Annotated in this window: 21 protein-coding genes; 8 read left to right on the plus strand and 13 right to left on the minus strand. The window is 71.3% G+C overall.

Features of this window, described 5'->3' with window-relative positions:
- Positions 1-191 precede the first annotated feature (191 nt).
- Positions 192-395, plus strand: coding sequence for a hypothetical protein (locus IEY17_RS12965; RefSeq protein ID WP_188987622.1), 204 nt, complete (start codon positions 192-194; stop codon positions 393-395).
- Between the two features lie 4 nt (positions 396-399).
- On the opposite strand, the gene IEY17_RS12970 is transcribed toward IEY17_RS12965, so the two are convergent.
- The gene (locus tag IEY17_RS12970; RefSeq protein ID WP_188987623.1) at positions 400-1,374 is read right to left on the minus strand and encodes an Acg family FMN-binding oxidoreductase; all 975 of its coding nucleotides are present in this window, start codon (positions 1,372-1,374) and stop codon (positions 400-402) included.
- Positions 1,375-1,519: 145 nt separating this feature from the next.
- The gene (locus IEY17_RS12975; RefSeq protein WP_188987624.1) at positions 1,520-1,831 is read right to left on the minus strand and encodes a hypothetical protein; all 312 of its coding nucleotides are present in this window, start codon (positions 1,829-1,831) and stop codon (positions 1,520-1,522) included.
- A 184-nt stretch (positions 1,832-2,015) separates the two neighbouring features.
- Between IEY17_RS12975 and IEY17_RS12980 the strand changes: the two genes are divergently transcribed.
- Complete coding sequence (locus IEY17_RS12980; protein ID WP_229680106.1) at positions 2,016-2,297, plus strand: hypothetical protein; 282 nt, start codon at positions 2,016-2,018, stop codon at positions 2,295-2,297.
- A gap of 7 nt (positions 2,298-2,304) precedes the next feature.
- Here IEY17_RS12980 and IEY17_RS12985 read toward each other — a convergent pair whose 3' ends face one another.
- Positions 2,305-3,036 (minus strand): FadR/GntR family transcriptional regulator, encoded by a 732-nt coding sequence (locus IEY17_RS12985; RefSeq protein ID WP_188987625.1) that lies wholly within the window; start codon positions 3,034-3,036, stop codon positions 2,305-2,307.
- Between the two features lie 185 nt (positions 3,037-3,221).
- Between IEY17_RS12985 and IEY17_RS12990 the strand changes: the two genes are divergently transcribed.
- Positions 3,222-3,497 (plus strand): GlsB/YeaQ/YmgE family stress response membrane protein, encoded by a 276-nt coding sequence (locus IEY17_RS12990; protein WP_188987626.1) that lies wholly within the window; start codon positions 3,222-3,224, stop codon positions 3,495-3,497.
- On the opposite strand, the gene IEY17_RS12995 is transcribed toward IEY17_RS12990, so the two are convergent.
- The 4 genes from IEY17_RS12995 to IEY17_RS25825 all read right to left on the minus strand — a co-directional run bounded on the left by IEY17_RS12995 (position 3,498) and on the right by IEY17_RS25825 (position 6,512).
- Positions 3,498-4,295 (minus strand): SAM-dependent methyltransferase, encoded by a 798-nt coding sequence (locus tag IEY17_RS12995; RefSeq protein WP_188987627.1) that lies wholly within the window; start codon positions 4,293-4,295, stop codon positions 3,498-3,500. It lies immediately after the preceding gene.
- 49 nt (positions 4,296-4,344) lie between these two features.
- Positions 4,345-5,619 (minus strand): multidrug effflux MFS transporter, encoded by a 1,275-nt coding sequence (locus IEY17_RS13000; RefSeq protein ID WP_229680107.1) that lies wholly within the window; start codon positions 5,617-5,619, stop codon positions 4,345-4,347.
- Between the two features lie 306 nt (positions 5,620-5,925).
- Positions 5,926-6,210: a WhiB family transcriptional regulator gene (locus IEY17_RS13005; protein WP_188987628.1), complete on the minus strand. Its 285-nt coding sequence runs from the start codon at positions 6,208-6,210 to the stop codon at positions 5,926-5,928.
- A 173-nt stretch (positions 6,211-6,383) separates the two neighbouring features.
- The gene (locus IEY17_RS25825; RefSeq protein WP_268240342.1) at positions 6,384-6,512 is read right to left on the minus strand and encodes a hypothetical protein; all 129 of its coding nucleotides are present in this window, start codon (positions 6,510-6,512) and stop codon (positions 6,384-6,386) included.
- Positions 6,513-6,725: 213 nt separating this feature from the next.
- Here IEY17_RS25825 and IEY17_RS13010 point away from each other — a divergent pair, with 213 nt between their 5' ends.
- Complete coding sequence (locus IEY17_RS13010) at positions 6,726-7,007, plus strand: metal-sensitive transcriptional regulator (protein ID WP_188987629.1); 282 nt, start codon at positions 6,726-6,728, stop codon at positions 7,005-7,007.
- 3 nt (positions 7,008-7,010) lie between these two features.
- Here IEY17_RS13010 and IEY17_RS13015 read toward each other — a convergent pair whose 3' ends face one another.
- The 4 genes from IEY17_RS13015 to IEY17_RS13030 form a co-directional block, all read right to left on the minus strand.
- On the minus strand, positions 7,011-7,193 hold the full coding sequence (locus IEY17_RS13015; protein ID WP_188987630.1) for a hypothetical protein: 183 nt from the start codon (positions 7,191-7,193) through the stop codon (positions 7,011-7,013).
- A gap of 88 nt (positions 7,194-7,281) precedes the next feature.
- Positions 7,282-7,869 (minus strand): DUF305 domain-containing protein, encoded by a 588-nt coding sequence (locus IEY17_RS13020; RefSeq protein WP_188987631.1) that lies wholly within the window; start codon positions 7,867-7,869, stop codon positions 7,282-7,284.
- A gap of 76 nt (positions 7,870-7,945) precedes the next feature.
- On the minus strand, positions 7,946-8,305 hold the full coding sequence (locus IEY17_RS13025) for a hypothetical protein (protein WP_188987632.1): 360 nt from the start codon (positions 8,303-8,305) through the stop codon (positions 7,946-7,948).
- A 98-nt stretch (positions 8,306-8,403) separates the two neighbouring features.
- Positions 8,404-8,634 carry a hypothetical protein gene (locus IEY17_RS13030; RefSeq protein WP_229680108.1) on the minus strand — a complete coding sequence of 77 codons (231 nt, stop codon included), beginning with the start codon at positions 8,632-8,634 and terminating at the stop codon, positions 8,404-8,406.
- A 302-nt stretch (positions 8,635-8,936) separates the two neighbouring features.
- Here IEY17_RS13030 and IEY17_RS13035 point away from each other — a divergent pair, with 302 nt between their 5' ends.
- Positions 8,937-9,149, plus strand: a complete 213-nt coding sequence (locus IEY17_RS13035) for a PQQ-dependent sugar dehydrogenase (RefSeq protein WP_188987633.1) — start codon at positions 8,937-8,939, stop codon at positions 9,147-9,149.
- Positions 9,150-9,186: 37 nt separating this feature from the next.
- On the opposite strand, the gene IEY17_RS13040 is transcribed toward IEY17_RS13035, so the two are convergent.
- The gene (locus IEY17_RS13040) at positions 9,187-10,410 is read right to left on the minus strand and encodes an ROK family transcriptional regulator (RefSeq protein WP_188987634.1); all 1,224 of its coding nucleotides are present in this window, start codon (positions 10,408-10,410) and stop codon (positions 9,187-9,189) included.
- A 152-nt stretch (positions 10,411-10,562) separates the two neighbouring features.
- On the opposite strand from IEY17_RS13040, the gene IEY17_RS13045 reads away from it, so the two are divergent.
- Together IEY17_RS13045 and IEY17_RS13050 are read left to right on the plus strand one after the other, a co-directional pair.
- Positions 10,563-11,705: a Gfo/Idh/MocA family protein gene (locus tag IEY17_RS13045; protein ID WP_229680109.1), complete on the plus strand. Its 1,143-nt coding sequence runs from the start codon at positions 10,563-10,565 to the stop codon at positions 11,703-11,705.
- Between the two features lie 2 nt (positions 11,706-11,707).
- Positions 11,708-12,628: a sugar phosphate isomerase/epimerase family protein gene (locus tag IEY17_RS13050; protein ID WP_188987636.1), complete on the plus strand. Its 921-nt coding sequence runs from the start codon at positions 11,708-11,710 to the stop codon at positions 12,626-12,628.
- A gap of 27 nt (positions 12,629-12,655) precedes the next feature.
- Here IEY17_RS13050 and IEY17_RS13055 read toward each other — a convergent pair whose 3' ends face one another.
- On the minus strand, positions 12,656-13,474 hold the full coding sequence (locus IEY17_RS13055) for a polysaccharide lyase (protein ID WP_229680110.1): 819 nt from the start codon (positions 13,472-13,474) through the stop codon (positions 12,656-12,658).
- A 753-nt stretch (positions 13,475-14,227) separates the two neighbouring features.
- Here IEY17_RS13055 and IEY17_RS13060 point away from each other — a divergent pair.
- Complete coding sequence (locus IEY17_RS13060) at positions 14,228-16,579, plus strand: sensor histidine kinase (RefSeq protein WP_188987637.1); 2,352 nt, start codon at positions 14,228-14,230, stop codon at positions 16,577-16,579.
- Positions 16,580-16,605: the final 26 nt, after the last annotated feature.

Genomic DNA, 16,605 nt, shown 5'->3' on the forward strand with positions numbered 1-16,605 from the left:
GTGTGTCGTGCATGACGGTGAATTTCCCACTGAAACCCATGTGGGTGAAGGTAAATCTGTGGCCGACGGGTTACTGTCGTGACACGTGCGCACGAACTGCCCTCGCTATGAGGGCTGGACAACAATGGGGGAGAGCGCCGGGGTGTGCCTGGGGGCGTGGTTCCGGTGCGTGACCACGGGAGTGGTCTGAAATGGATCTTGCTACGCGTTGTTGCGACCTCCCGTACGAGCAGTTGCGTGAGGAGATCGAGATCGCCGTTCGGGCCCGCGCGGAGGCCCGGAGCAGGGGTTCGGCCGCCGATGCGGAAGTGGCCGAATCGGTGCTGAACTGGTTCCTGGAGGAACTCGCCGACCGGCTGCGCAACGGTGCGCAGCGCGAACCGGTGCCACAGTGACCGGTCACGAATGGTTCGACGCCGGCAGCTCGTCGATGAGCAGCTCGTCGGCGGACCGGCGGGGCGCGGCCGGGGACGGAGTCCCGTAGCCGATGCGGAGCAGCGCCTGGGGGTGCACCGCACCACCGAGCAGGTCGCGCAACTCCGCGCGGGTCTCCGGGAGTCCGACGACCTCGGGCAGCGCGACCGCGACCAGCCCGCGGGCGGTGGCGGTCAGCCAGACCCGTTGCATCGCCTGGCCCGCCCGCAGCTCGGCCTCCGGGCTGTTCTCGCAGGTGCCCAGCACGACCAGCAGCGGTTGTGCGTCCGGGGCGGCGGGCGGCGGGGTCGCTCGTTCCGCGAAGTCCTGCTGCGGCGACCGGCTGCGGGGTTCCGGGACAGCGGGCGCCTCGACGTCAGTCCGCTCGGCCCAGGTGGCCAGCTCGGCGCAGAACCGGGGATCGGCCATCCGGGCGCGGTGTGCGCCGCGCACCAGCACCTCGACCGCGTCGCGTTCGCGGGGCTGGACGAGGTGCAGGAAGCCGCCCTCGACCCGGGCGGCCTCGACGAGCTCGTGCTGCTTGCTCTCGGGGACCGCGGTGGGACGGAACGGCTGCCGCTGCGTCCGGCGGTCGCTGATGGCCTCGTACAGGGCGATCTGCTCGGCCTCCGGGCGCTGGTGGCCGGCGCTGCGCACCTCCGCCAGCACCGTCGGCGTGGCCGCTGGCGGCAGCAGGGACACGATCGGCCGCACACCGGCGTGCGCCAGCGCAAGGCGCAGGTTCATCAGCGCCGCACCGCAGGCCAGCCGGAGTTCGTGGTCGTCGGGATCGGCGACCGGCAGCCGTCGGCCGGGATCGGCGTGCATCTCGATGACGCGCGGCAGCACGCGGAATCGCCACGGCTGGCAGTTGTGCAGCGAGGGGGCTCGCCCGGCCAGCCGGATGGCCTGCTCGATCTGGTCCGGCACCAGGTCGAAGACCGCCGGGAACCGTTGCATGGTGCCCCTCCTCGCAGGTCACGAGCACCACCTGGCACTCGTCACGGTGCCAGCGCCGCGGTGGTGCGGGCAGGGTCCAACGACCTGCGACCCCGATCGTGCTCGGCAGGCCCCGCCGTGCAGCGCGGCGAGGCCGAGCGGTTCCTCAGTCGGCGCGGCGGGATTCGGGGCTGAGGCGGGAGCCGGGAGCGGCCAGGCTGCCGCGGGCGGCCACCAGCGCGGAGCGGGCGTCGTCGCGGTCGCCCCGGGCCAGGTGCTGGGCGGCGGTGCGCACGGCGGAGGCCGCCGCGGCGGAGATGTCGATCTGCGGGTTCTGGTCGAGCAGGCCGACCGCACGGGTCAGCTCGCGGTGGGCGCGTTCCGGGGTGTTGCTCTGCGCGGTGAGAATGTCGATCAGCGCGGTGTCCACCGCGTCGCGCAGGGCCGCCTCGGTCGAGGTGTGTGATCCGGCACTCACGAGGCGGCAGTCTACGGGGCTCGATGCGGCTTTCCAGCCCGCGAAGATCACCCACAGGGGTGATATCGGGTTGTGCCGCTCGGCTCATCGACGCTGGGCTGACGCGGGGACTTATGCCCCTTGAGCCGTTTTCGCGTCGTGTTATCCAGAAGACAACGACAGGTCCGAGGAATGGAGCCGCGGCATGGATGACCCTTCCGACGCCGGGTGCCTGGACGCGCACAGCTCGGGCATGGCCGCGGCGCGCCCGTGGTCGCAGGAGGAGCTGCGGGCGAACCGGGAGGCCCGCTCCCACCGCTGCACGCTGAACCTGGCGGTGCTGCGGGCACCGCTGGCCGGTGTCGAACTCGACTCCCGGGACCACGCGATGCTGACCTGGCTGGCCGACCACGACGAGGAGGTCGTGGTCGGCATGCGCAACCTGCTCGACCTCGCCCGGGCCGCCGAGCCGCTGCCGGAGACCTGATCAGACCCTAACCCTGCCGCGCCGCCTGCTGGTCCTCGGCGCGCTCGGCCAGCCGCCGCAGGGCGGTGGCGCGCGCCGACCGCACGTGGTCCAGGGCGGCCTGGCGGGCGGCGTCCGGATCACCGGCGAGCAGCGCGTCCAGGATGCGCTGGTGGTCCTCCCGGGCCGCCTCGACCCGGCCGGGCACCATCAGCGTCGTCTGCATGCCCTCGTGCAGGATCCGCTGCAGCACGCCGAGCGTCTGTTGGAGGAACTTGTTTCCTGCGGCCTCCACGATGGCCAGGTGGAACCTGGTGTCCAGCTGGTGCAGCCGGTCGAAGTCCCGCGGCACCTCCTCGGCGGCCGCCCGCATCGTCTCCAGCAGGTCCGACACCCGTCGCAGCGCCTCGGCGTCCTGCCGTTCGGCGGCCCACCCGGCGGCGGGCACCTCCAGCACCTCGCGCATCGCGAACAGCTCGTCGATGGAGTGCCGCTGGGTGGCCAGTGCCTCGCGCAGCTCACGGGTGGTCTCCGGCTCGGCGATGAACACGCCGCGCCCGTGCAGCACCTCGACGATGCCCCTGGCCTTGAGCGCGCCGATCGCCTCCCGAACGGTCGGGCGGCTGACCCCGAGCAGCTCGGCGAACTCCCGCTCGGGCGGCAGCCGGTCACCCGGGCTGTACCGCCCGGAGTTGATGGCCTGCATGATCTGCTGCTCCACCCGGCCCGCGATCGACGTCGGTGCCAGCCGCTCCCACATCCCGACCTCCGAAAACGCACGCGGTCCCACTCGCCGAAGCACGGAGTTTACGCCGCACCGCCGACTCGGCCCCCCGCCGCGCGGGGCGATCCGGGCCGGAGCGGACAGCGCTGCCCCGCGACCGGTCGCTCGGTGATCGGCGTAGCCTGGGGCCGTCCTGTCCCCGCCCCAGAGGAGTCGGCTCCGTGTTCTGGAACATCGTCGGATGGGTGATCTTCGGCCTGATCGCGGGCTTGGTCGCCCGCGCCCTGGTCCCCGGCAAGGACGACATCGGACTGGTGCGGACGGTCCTGCTCGGCATCGCCGGTTCGATCGTGGGAGGTTGGCTGTTCGGCCTGCTCACCGTGGGGGTGCGCGGCTTCGAGCCGGCCGGGTGGGTCGGGTCGGTGGTCGGCGCGGTGATCGTGCTGGTGGTCTACAACCGGATCACCGGCCGCAAGCGCCGCGGCGCCCGCTCCTGATCAGGGCCTGCGTCCGACACCGGCCAGGCCGGTGAACCGCTCCGGGTGCGCGCCCACGTCGTCCGCGGAGGCGGGCCGCCACAGCGGCAGGTGCACCAACCCCGGATCGACCAGCTCGAACCCCTCGAAGAACGCGAGGATCTGTGCCTTCGGGCGCATCGTCAGCGGCGTGGTGGTGCGCCTCCGGTAGAGATCGGCGTGCGAACCGGCGACGTCCGGCCGGCCCTCCGCGGTGGCGTGCGAGATCACCAGAAAGCTGCCGGGGGCCAGCGCGTCCCGGTAGCGGGCGATGATTCGGCCGGGCTGGTCCTCGTCGCCGATGAAGTGCAGCACCGCCACCATCATCAGCGCCACCGGCTGCGCCAGGTCCAGCAGCTCCGCCACCTCGGGCGCGCCGAGCACCTGGTCCGGGTCGCGCAGGTCGGCCCGCACGATGTCCGCGTCCGGGTTGCCGACCAGCAGGTTCTTGCTGTAGGCGACGGCCACCGGGTCGGTGTCCACGTAGACCACCCGGGCGCCCGGGGCCTCGCGCTGGGCGACCTCGTGCACGTTGTCGACGGTGGGGATGCCGGAGCCGAGGTCGAGGAACTGGCGGACGCCCCGCTTGACGCAGTACTGCACGGCGCGCCGCAGGAACGCCCGGTTGGCCTGCATGATCAGCGGCAGTTCCGGCCACATCGCGATGGCTTCCTCGGCCATCTGCCGGTCCACGGCGAAGTTGTGGCTGCCGCCGAGGTAGTAGTCGTAGACCCGGGCCGCGTTGGGCTTGTCCAGGTCGATGAACTCGGGCTCGGCCATCGCGTCTCCTCACGGCTGGGCGGGGCCACCGCCCAGCCGTGAGGATAGTTCAGGCTGCGGCGTCGGTGGGCTCGTCCACCGGGCCGAGCCGGGCGGCCACGCCGAGGGCGACCAGGGCGATCGCCGCCCCGCCGGTCATGGTGATCGCCATCGCCGGACCGTCGTTGCCGAGCAGCCCGACCAGCGGGGCGATCAGCGCGCCGAGCCCGAACTGCACGGCGCCCACCAGCGCGGCGGCGGTGCCGGCCGCCTCGCCGTGCCGGGACAGCGCCAGCGCCGGGGCGTTGGGCAGGACGAAGCCCATCGCGCCCAGCACCAGCCACAGCGGGATCACGAAGCCGAGCAACCCGCCGGTGCCGGTGGTGGCCAGCACGGTCAGCACCAGACCGGCGACGGTCGCGGCGGACAGCGCGCGGAACACGATCTGCCGCGGCGTGTACCGGTTGAGCAGGACGACGTTGCACTGGGACGCCCCGATCAGCGCCACCGCGCCGATGCCGAAGACCACGCCGAACACCTGCTGGTTGAGCCCGAACTGCTGCTGCAGCACGAACGACGAGCCGGAGACGTAGGAGAACAGCGCCGACATCGCCAGCGCCGCCACCACCGTCAGCAGGACGAAGTCGCGGTCGGTGATCAGCGTCCGGTAGGTGCGCAGCATCGGGCGGAACTGCGCGGCCTGGCGGCGTTGCGGTGGCAGCGTCTCCGGCAGCGCGAGGAGGGCCACCACGAGCAGCACGGCGCCGAGCGCGGCCAGCGCGCCGAAGACGCCGCGCCACGAACCGGCCAGCAGGATCGCCCCGCCCAGCGAGGGTGCCAGAATCGGGGCCACGCCCATGACCAGCACCAGCCGGGACAGCGCGGTGGCGGCGGCCCGCCCGGTGAACAGGTCGCGGACCACGGCCATGGCGACCACCATCGTCGCCGCCGCGCCGACGCCCTGCACGGTGCGCAGCACGCCGAGCACCGCGATGTTCGGTGCCATGAGGCACAGCATGGACGACGCGATGTGCAGGATCGTGCCCGCGATCAGCGGGATGCGCCGCCCGACGATGTCGGAGAACGGGCCGATCAACAGTTGTCCCAGGCCCAGGCCGAGCAGCGTGCCGGTGAGGCTCAGCTGCACGGTGGACGGGGACGCCTGCAGGTCGTCGCCGATGGCGGGCAGGGCGGGCAGGTACATGTCGATGGTCAGCGGACCCAGGGCGATCAGCGCCCCCAGGACGAGGATGACCTTGAGCCGGTCGGATCCGGTCGGCTCACCGGTTGCTGGTTGCGCACCATCGGCCGTCGGTGGGCTGTGCAGCGCAACGTTTTCCATCATTCCCCTTCGGATTCCACCGCGATCGGCGGGCGAAACTGACGACGGGTACCAGCAACCGAGTCGATCGTTTTGTTCCCGCTTCGGCAAGAAATGCGGTGTGATGCGGAATACATCGCGCCGGTGGGGCATGAAATCCTTAGCGGGGACAGTGCGTTTCGGGCTGGTCACGCGGCTGTCGCGCGAAGTCCACAAAGGACAGAAAAAGAAAACGGCTCAATGTCAAGTTAGTTTCCGCTGAACCGAAGGCACCGGTCGGGCGCCCGGTGCCGGGTCCCGACCGGCGCGGCGAAACGTATCCGCCAGCTCTCATGCCGTGTGGCCGCGGGCGATGAGTTCCCAGCGCTCCCGTTCACCGAGACCGCCCCAGATGCCATACGGTTCGCGGGCCCTGAGCGCGTGCGCGCGGCACTCACGGATCACCGGGCATCGGAAGCAGATGGACTTGGCCCGCGCCTCGCGGTTGTCGCGGGCGCTGCCGCGCTCGTTCTCCGGGTGGAAGAAGCGGCTGGTGCTGACGTCCCGGCAGGCCGCCTGGAGCTGCCAGTGCCAGGATTCGCCGACCGGTTTGGGTAATCGAGCTGTCGCGGCCACTGCTCTCACCTCTCCGGTGATGGTGCGTTCACTGGCGTGCCCGTTCACCTACCCAGCGCAGCCGCGCACAAACCTTCAGGCCCGTGACTCGGACCGGAGTCACCGGGCTGGCGCAGTGGCCGCGGCTCACTTCGCCGTCTCAAGCGGTTCCCCGCCCGTTGTGTCCCCCCGGTTCAACCGCGGTCCGGCGGCACCCGGACGCCGCAGTGCAGCAGCGGGTCGCAGTGGCCGTCGCGGCGCCGGCCCGCCGATGACCGCAACCAGTCCCGCAACCGGTGCAGCGCGGTGCTGATCCGGCCCATTCGTCACCTCCTCAGAACGCTGCATGACTGCCTTCCGACCATTGCCTTCCCGGTAACACCCGGGGCTGAAACGTGGTGCTGCCCGGTCCGGACCGGGCAGTCACGGCGCGGTCGCCGGCGCCGCACGTGGCTGATCCAGGGCCCGGCTCGAAGCCCCGGGGCGCTACCGGCAGGGGGTACCCTGAGCGCACCTGGCCGGTGATGGGAGCGCAGATGCACGGATACACCCAGGACAAGGACAACTACCTCAAGCGCCTCGCGCGCATCGAGGGGCAGATCCGCGGATTGGCCCGGATGATCGAGGAGGACAAGTACTGCATCGACATCCTGACCCAGATCTCCGCGGCCACCAAGGGCCTGCAGGCGGTGTCCCTGCGGCTGCTGGACGAGCACCTCAAGCACTGCGTGGCGGAGGCGTTGTCCGAGGGTGGCAAGAACGCCGACGAGAAGGTGCGGGAGGCCAGCGAGGCCATCGCCCGCCTGGTGAAGTCCTGAGCGTCACCGCCGGCAACGCCCGGCGATGCTGATCCTCGCGGCGAGCACCCCGAACTCCCCGGCCCGCCGGATGTCGACCCGGGCCGAGGGCACGAGCCGACGGCAGCAGAACCGCACCAGCGCCTCCCCGCCGGCCATGAAGCCACCGATCCGGCGGGAGCCGTGCACCCGCAGCAGGTCACGCATTCCGATCACATCCTTCCCATGACGGGGGTGGCATGGAGGGCATCGTCGCCGAGCAGGTCCGGCACGATGCCCTCCACTCCTCACCTGATCAGGACTGGGCGAGCAGGCCCTTCATGGTGGCGATCTCGGCCTGCTGGGCGTCGATGATCTGCTGCGCCATCTGTTTGGCCGCCGGGAACCGGCCCTCGGCGAGCTCGGTGCGGGCCATGGCGACGGCCCCCTCGTGGTGCCTGATCATCATCGTCAGGAACAGCCGGTCGAACTCGGTGCCGCGCGCCGCCTGCAGCTGCGCCATCTCGTCGGCCGACATCATGCCACCCATGCCGCCGTGGTCCATGCCACCGTGCGGCTCCGGGGCGCCCCAGTCGCGCAGCCACCCGGACAACGTGTGGATCTCCGGGCCCTGCGCGGCCTCGATCTGCCGGGCCAGGTCCTTGACCTGCTGGGACTGGGCCCGCTCGGGTGCCAGCCGGGACATGTCGATGGCCTGCTGGTGGTGCGGGATCATGCCCTGCGCGAACGCGACGTCGGCCGTGTTGGCGGCCTCGGCGCCGGGCTGGGCCGCGGTGGTCGGTGCCCCGTGCCCGGGCATGGGCGGCATGTCGCCGCCGCTGCACCCGGCCAGGACCGCGGCTGCCGCGGCGGCGCCGACGACAGCGGTGAGCACGCGTTTCATCGTGGTTCCTCGTCTCCTCCGGAGCTGGTTGTCAGGCATGCGGACGCCGGCCACGGTGAGCCGTGGCCCGTGCCGGTCAGCACCGGAGGACGCAGAGGGCGGCGAGTCGGCGGGGGACCGGGGTGGGCGGCCGGAAGAGGTCCCGGGCCGCTGTGACGAGGTGGTCGCCCCGCTCGTGGGCCGCGCGGAGGGCGCGGTGCAGCAGCGGCAGCAGGAGCACGACGAACCCGGTGAGGACCGCCAGGCAGAGGTGCAGCAGCAGCCCGTGGTCGGGGGCCGCCGGGCCCGGGTCGTGCTCCACCGGCGCCACGTGGTGGGCGGCTGCCGCGGGCGGGTGGGGCTGGTCGTGCTCGCCGGGCACGTGGTGCATGAGCACCACGCACAGGGCGAGGGCCACCAGCAGCCCCCACCGGAGAATCTCCGACCGCACCCGCACGGGACCTACCATACCGGGGCTGGGTTATTACGCCGGGTCGGGACCGGATCAGGCGGGCGATCGCGTCGCCGGCCTCCCGGGGCTTCGCGTCAAGGCGGTCAGCGGAACCCGCCTGGTCGGGACGCCTTCTTCGCCGCCTCCGGGTTGCGCTGCTCGACGCGCCGCAACCACAGCACGCCGCCGAGCTGCAGCAGCGCGGCTCCGCCGGTCAGTGCCACGGCCACCACGCCGTACCACGACCAGCCCGAGACGACGGCCAGCCCGACGGCGACCGCGAAGAACAGCGCGGTGCGCACCAGCAGTGCGGTGAGCCGGCTCCTGTCGATCATCAGACACCTCCCGGGCGGGACGTTCGCCGCTACGGTCCAGGCACGCCCGAATGTAGCTCGACCAGCGTGGACGCGGCCCGAGCAGGTCGACGCAGCAGCGGCACGAGCTGGTCCCGGCGAAGTCGGCGTGCACCCGGTTCGCGGCTCGCCGGGAGGCTGCCGGGATTGCACAGCTGAACGTCGGTGCGCGAAGCCTCCTGGCGGCGGTACGGGCGGTCTTTCGGGAGTGCCTGGATCGCTGGTGGTGATCCGCCGCCTCACCACGTCGCCGACGAGGAGTTCGCGAGGGGAAGGAGGCTGCGATGATCCGCCAGATCGTCGCCTGCGCCGCCACGCTGGCGCTGACCTGCACACCCGCCGCCCAGGCGGCCGAGGCGACGCCGGTCGCCACCGGGCTGGAGATCCCCTGGGCCGTGACGTTCCTGCCGGATGGCTCGGCGCTGTTCACCCAGCGCGACACCGGGCAGATCATGTCCCTGAAGGACGGTCAGGTTACCGAGGTGCAGCGCATGTGACCGCCACGTGATCGCGTGACGGGTGCGGGCGGGCGGGTCAGGACATGGCGTGCGCCAGTGCACAGATGCCCTCCGGGGACAACACGTTCTCGATGCCGGCGACCACCGCGCCGGCCAGTCCCGCGCAGCGGCCCAGGACGCTGTTGGCCAGCGACAGGTTCCGGGTGGCCAGCGGCAGCGCGCGCCGGTAGACGACGCTGCGGATGCCCGCGAGCAGGTCGTCGCAGACCGCGGTGATCAGTCCACCGAGGACGATCCGCCTGGGGTTGTAGAAGTGCACCAGCATCGCCACCACCTCGCCGATGGTGGCCGCGGCGGAGCGCACCTGGCGCACGGCGGTGGCGTCGCCGTCGCGCAGCAGGCGGGCGAGATCCTCGAGGGTCTGCGGCCCGCCTTCGCCGGTGCGCAGGCGGCGCAGCACCGCGCCGGCCGAGGCCACCGCCTCGACGCAGCCGACGTTGCCGCACTGGCAGACCACGTCGTCGGCGCCGGGGACCCGGATGTGCCCGATGTCCCCGGCCGCACCGTCGCCACCGCGGTGCAGCTCGCCGTTGGCGCAGACGATGCCGCCGCCGATGCCGGTGCCGATCTTGAGGAACAGCAGCGGGGACTCCTCGGCGGGCAGCGCGCGGGCCTCGCCCAGCGCCATCAGATTGACGTCGTTGTCCACCGAGGCCGTGCAGCCGAACCGCGCGGCCATCGTGTCGCCGACCGGGAAGCTGTCCCAGCCGGGCATGATCGGCGGGCGCACCGGCATGCCCATCCGCGGGTCGACGGGGCCGGGCAGGCCCATCACCAGGGATTTGACCTCGGTCGGCGCGACCCGCGCGGAGGCGAGCAGATCCCGCAGGTGCGCGGTGAGCCGTTCCAGGAACGGTTCGGGGCCGATGGCGATGTCGAGCCTCACCTGCCGTTCGGCGAGCACATCCTGGCCGAGGTCGGCCACGGCGAGCCGGGTGCTGTGCACGCCGACGTCGGCGGCCAGCACCACGCCCGCGCGCGGGGCGATGGCCAGCCGGTGCGCCGGTCGGCCGCGCCCGCCGTTGCCCTTCGCGCCGCGTTCGACGACGACCCCGGCCGAGATCAGCGCGTCGAGGTGGTTGTGCACAGTGGACCGGGCGAGGCCGGTGGCCCGCACCAGCTCGACGCGGCTCTCCGCTGCGCCCGAAGCGATCAGCCGCGCCAGGCCGCTGTGCACCAGGTTCTCGTCGGCCCGCCCGGACGTCCGCGGCACCGCCAGTCGGACCGGTTTCCACGCCATCGCGCTGCTCCTCGATCTCCGGCCGATTAATGACTGGAAAGAAAATAAATCATGGGGCTTGTCGGCCTAAATACGCGGCTCTAGTTTTGATCCCAACGAAATTCGGGCATGAGACACCCGTAACTGTTCCCACCGATCCGAGGAGACTCCGCGTGAGCCGTGTTCATTCCCCCGCCACCGAGCCCCGCGGCGTGGCGATCCTGGGCGCCGGCATGATCGGCGAGGTGCACCGGCGAGCGGCGCTGCTGGCCGGCGCCGAGGTCGCCGGAGTGCTGGCCTCGTCCCCGCAGCGCTCCGCCGAGGTCGCACGGAACTGGGGCACGGCGGCCTACCAGGATCTGGCCGAGGCGCTGGCCGACGAGCGGGTCCAGGTGGTGCACATCTGCACCCCGAACGCCACCCACGCGCCGTTCGCCGAGGCGGCCCTGGCCGCGGGCAAGCACGTGATCTGCGAGAAACCCCTGGGGATCTCGCTGGCGGAGGCGGAGCGGATGGCCGCCGCCGCGGACCGCAGTGGCTTGGTGGCCACGGTGCCGTTCGTCTACCGCTACCACCCCGTGGTGCGGGAGATCCGGGCGCGGCGGCAGGCCGGGGAGTTCGGCACCTGGCACCTGCTGCACGGCACCTACCTGCAGGACTGGATGCTCTCGCCGGACGCGTCGAGTTGGCGGGTCGACCCGGAGCTGGGGGGCGCGTCACGCGCGTTCGCCGACATCGGGTCGCACTGGTGCGACCTGGTGGAGTGGGTGTCCGGCGAGCGGCTGGCCGAGCTGTCCGCGCAGACCTCCATCGCGGTACCCACCCGGCCGGCCACCGGCGGCCCCAGCTTCGCCGGCCCCACCGGCGAACCGGCGGAGCGGGTTGAGGTGTGCACCGAGGACTCCGCGATGCTGCTGGCCCGCACCAGCACCGGTGTGCCGGTGTCCGCGGTGATCTCGCAGGTCGCCGCCGGCCGCAAGAACCGGTTGTGGTTCGAACTGGACGGTTCGCTGGGCAGCGCGGTGTTCGACCAGGAGGACCCGGAACGCGTCTGGCTCGGCGGGGTCGACGGCAACCGGATCCTGGTGCGCGACCCCGCGCACGGTTCGGCCGAGCAGCGGCGGTTGTCGACGCTGCCCGCCGGGCACGCGGTGGGCTACGCGCAGTGCTTCGAGGCGTTCGTAGCCGACACCTACGCCGCCATCGACGGCGGCAGCCCGGAGGGACTGCCCACGTTCGCCGACGGGCTCCGCTCGGCCCGGTTGGTCGACGCCGTGCTGCGCTCGGCTGCTGACGGCTCCTGGACCCAGGTGTGACCATGCAGCTGGGAATGCTCACCGCGTGCCTCCCGCAGTGGGGCCTGGACCGCATCGCCGCGTGGGCGGCCGACGCCGGGTACGAGGCGTTGGAGGTGGCGGTCTGGCCGAGCACCGGAGGGCGCGACTTCGAGGCCGCACACCTGCCGGTCGCCGACTTCGGCCCGCAGCAGGTCGAGCAGACCCTGGCCCTGTTCGACAGGCACGGGCTGACACTGTCGGCGCTGGCCTACTACGACAACAACCTGCACCCCGATCCGGCGCGACGCGAGGAGATCCGCATCCATCTGCGGCACGCGATCGACGCGGCGCAGGCGCTGGGCGTGCCCTATGTGGGTACCTTCGTCGGCCGCGACTGGACGAAGTCGGTGGCCGACAACCTCGCCGAGGCCGAGCGGGTCCTGCCGGAACTGGTGGACTACGCGGGGGAACGCGGGGTGAGGATCATCATCGAGAACTGCGTGATGGAGGGCTGGCATCCCGACGGCTACCCGGGCAACCTGGCGTACTCGCCGGAGCTGTGGGAGTGGATGTTCTCCCTCGGGCTGTACCTGAACTGGGACCCGTCGCACCTGACCTGGATCGGCATCGACCCGGTGGAGACCATCGCACCCCACATCGATCGGATCGTGCACGCCCAGGCCAAGGACGTCGAACTCGACCCGGCGGCGCGGCAGCGCTACGGCTTCTTCGGCAAGGTCGACAAGGGCGGCAACCCCTGGGACATGGGCTGGTGGCGCTACCGCGTGCCCGGGCTGGGGCAGATCGACTGGACGCGCGTGGTGGACCGGCTCTACGAGCACGGCTTCACCGGAACCCTGTCGGTGGAGCACGAGGACCCGGTGTGGGGCGGTGACGACGAGCGCGTCACCCAGGGCCTGCGCATCGCTCACCGCACCCTGCGCCCCCTCATCGTCGGCTGACCCGCCTGGCGGCTGCCCGGCCGCGGATCAGCGCAGGTTCGTCTCGCTGACCCGGAAATCCCGGAACTGCGCGTGCACGTCCCGGCTCGGCCCCCACGAAGTGTCGTGGCCGCCGAAGAACGTGGAGAAGAGGATGCCCCCGAACGGGATGTCGGCGATCTCGTGGACGGCCTGTTCCCGCAGCACCTCCCGGCCGTCGTACCAGACGGTGATCGTGCCCGAGGAGCGGTCCACCGACTGCTGCACGGTGTGCCACTGCCCGTCGGCCGCCCAGTTCCACGCGCCGAGGCCGACGTCCTCGCCGTAGCCGCTGCCCATCGACGGGTCGTAGACGTACACCGTGGCCTTCGGCTCGTCGCTGCGGATGCGCCACATGTAGCGCGTCGACCAGGCGTCCCCGTGCTGGCCGCCAGTGGCCTGCCCGGGCGGCCCGCCGTAGAGGCCGGGCAGCTTCCCACCGCGCTCGCCGAAGTCCCAGTCGGCCGGGAATCGCACCTGGTAGCTCAGGTACAGGGTCCGCGCGTCCGCCAGGTCGGCTCGGCCGATCGAGCGGAAGTCGGTGTAGAACTGCCCACCGCCCTCGCTCGGGCAGTCACCGCAGGACGGCGCCGAGGAGCCTTTGCCGTAGAAGACGTCCAGCGCGTCGCCCTGCGGCGTCATCCGGTCGAAGCCCCAGTCACCCTCGGTGAGGACACCCCACTGCCGCTTCCAGGAAGCGCTGGGGAAGTCGGCGAAATCGCCGGTCCACGGTTCGGCCGCGGGGGCCGCGTCGGCCGGCAGTGGTGCCAGCGCCGCCGCCAGGACCAGTCCAAGCAGTCGCCACCGGAATGCACGTGGTTCCCGCACTTCTCGCACACCTCGCATCCGATTGCTGAATCACCGGACCGGGCGGCGGAACGGTCCTCACCGGGAACGGCCCCGGCGATTTCAGCGAACACCACCATTCACGTCCGGTCAAGGTTTTCCGGACGCTGTCTTTCCACGATGTGAAACGGGTGTCGGGTGCGCTGCGGCAAAGAACGTCGTGACGGGTCCCGTCACCCTCCGACCGCTGCGCCAGCCGGGTGATCGTGGGCTTCGTCCCGGCGTCGGCGGGGGCGCTCACCGGGAGTTCATTCGGCCGCGTTCCCGCAGCGCACAGCTGGACCCGCAGGCGTACGGCAGGGTGCTGGGCGGCAATTTCGCGCAGGCCGCGCGCGTCCGCGGCCGGTAACGCCTCGGACGTCCGACTCCGATCACTAATGGGCGATCTTGATCCGCTACAGTGCGTTCGCATCAGGGGGACACGCGGACGTGTCGGAAAGCGGGAGTGCCGGCACCACGGTCGGGCTGCAGTGCTGAAAGGAGAGGTCTTCCGCATCAATCGAATCGAGATGCCTGTCGGCAGCGCACCTGCGTCCTCCACGCGCATCGGGCGCTGCATCCTGACATGCGTCCGCACGACGTGCCGGGCGGCCCGTCCCCGAGCGGGCCAGAACACACGATGGAAAGTGCGTAGAAGTGACTACCCAAGACGAGTCCTTAGCGCCCCCTGGACAGCACAGAAGACGCCGGGGCAGAGGTACGAACAACTCGATCCGGTCACGGCTGACCTGGGCCGTGGTCATCCCCTGGGTCGTCGTCGGTGTCCTGTGGGTCGTGGGGTGCGCCCTGTTCGCCTACGACGCCCTCTACACCCAGCAGATCGCGGCCAGCGTGCGGCAGATGTCGCTGCCCGCCGTGAGCGCGCTCGACCAGGTGCAGCGGGAACGGCTGCGTAGCCTGGAAGTCGTCAGCCAGCCGGGACTCGGCTCGGCCGAGCTCATCGCCCAGCAGCGCCGCACCGACCAGGCGCTCGCCGAGATGAACGCCACCGTCGGTCCGCTGATCGAGTCGGCGCCGGAGGAGGTCCGGCGTCCGATGGCCGACCTCACCGGCTACCTCAACCGGCTCAACGACATGCGTTCCCGGGTGGCGGCCGGGCAGGTCTCGGTGGGCGAGATCAACCAGTTCTTTGACGGCCTGTTTGATGCCGCGACGCAGCTGTTCGACGTGCAGTCGCGGATCACCCTTAACCCGGAGACGCTGCAGGGCGCCCTCGTGGCGACCGAGACGTTCCGGGCCTCCGACATGTTCTCCCGCGAGGCGTCGCTGGTTGGTGCCGCGCTGGCCGCCGGGCAGATGACGCCCGACCAGCACCGGCAGGTCGTGCACTACATCGAGGCGCAGCGCACGACACTGCAGCACAACGCCCCCAACCTGGTGCCCAGCGTGCGCCAGCAGTACGAGCTGATGCTGGCCAGCCCGTCCTGGCAGCAGCTGGTCGCGGTGGAGAACACCATCATCTCCAACGGCTCCTTCGACCGCAGCGACCCGCTCCCGGTCCAGTTGGAGGATTGGCGGCGGATCACCAACGACGTCGTCTCCAACATGTCCGGGCTGGTGTCCGCCCAGGCCGACGAGGTGTCCGCGAACGGTGTCCGCAGCGGTAACGACGCATTGTGGACGGTGGTGTGGGGCAGCCTGGTCGCCCTCGCCGTCGCGGTCGTGTCCTTCATCTTCGCCCGCCGCGTCTACCGCACGGTGGTCGACGAGGCCCTGCTCACCCGGCTGCAGGGCCTGCGGACCGAATCGCTGGCGATGGCGCAGAAGCTGCCCGACGTGGTTCGGCGGCTGCGCGAAGGCGAGACCGTCGACGTCAAGTCCGAGATGGTCGCGCTGGAACATTACGGGGACGACGAGGTCGGCGAGGTGGCGCAGGCCATCCGGGTGTTCCAGCAGGAGGCCGTGGAGGCGGCCGTCGGCGAGACCCGCGCCCGGCAGGGCGCCCGCGTGGTGTTCGTCGGTATGGCGCACCGCATCCAGCGGCTGCTGCGGCACATGCACGGCACGATCGACCAGCTGGAGAAGAACGAGGAGAACTCCAGCCAGCTGGCCAAGCTGTTCGAACTGGACAATTCCACCACCCGCGCCCGGCGCACGGTGGAGAACCTGCTGGTGCTCGGTGATCAGCAGCCGGGCCGCCGGTGGAGCCGACCGGTGCCGCTGATGGACGTGCTGCGTTCGTCGATCTCCGAGATCGACCAGTACTCCCGCGTGGTCATCGGGCACGTCCCCGAGGTGATGGTCAACGGCTCCGCGGTCGGTGACACGATTCACCTGATCTCCGAGCTGATCGACAACGCCACGGCGTTCTCCCCGCCGAACACGCAGGTCCACGTCGATGCCACCGCGGTGGCGCGCGGCGTCGCCATCGACATCGCCGACCAGGGTTTGGGCATGGACCAGGCGACTCGTGACCGGGCCAACGCGATGATGTCCGAACCGCCGGAGTTCGACCGGCTGGTTCTGGAAAACAACAAGGCCGAGCAGCTGGGCCTGTTCACCGCGGCGCGGCTGGCGCACCGCCGCGACATCTCCGTGGAGTTCGGTGTCTCCGCCTACGGCGGTACCCGAGCCACGGTGCTGCTGCCGGACCGGATCCTGGAGCACGACACGGCGGCCACCACCAGCAACGGCGCCGGTTCTCGCGCCGGGAAGACCGGCGCCACCCCGGCCAGCAGTGGCGGCAAACACCAACTCGAGGAGCCGACGGTGGTGCCGCGGCCGCGGGAGTTGAGCTGGAATGGGGTCATGACCGACCAGCCCACCCCGCCGGCGCCGAAGCCGGTCGAGACCACGTACGAGTGGCCGATGGCCGAACCGAACCCCGGTTCGCAGACGGCGCAGTTCGAACCGGTGCCACGACCCGACCCGACCCCGGCTCCATCGCCGACGCCCCCGTCGGCACGACGACGGCCTTCGAGCGGGCGTCCGCCGTTGCCGAAGCGGGTCCCGCAGACCCACCTCGCGGAGGGACTGCGCGACGATCCGGAGCAGGAGGAACAGGCCGTCGTGGCCTCTCCGAGCCGGTTGGCGGGCTTCCGGCGGGCGTTCCGCGGTGGCTTCGGCGACGAGCCCAACCGCTCGTGACCTGATGACAAGCAAGTGTGTGAGGT

The organism is Saccharopolyspora thermophila, assembly GCF_014646075.1.
In the GTDB taxonomy this organism is placed as follows: Bacteria; Actinomycetota; Actinomycetes; order Mycobacteriales; family Pseudonocardiaceae; genus Saccharopolyspora; species Saccharopolyspora thermophila.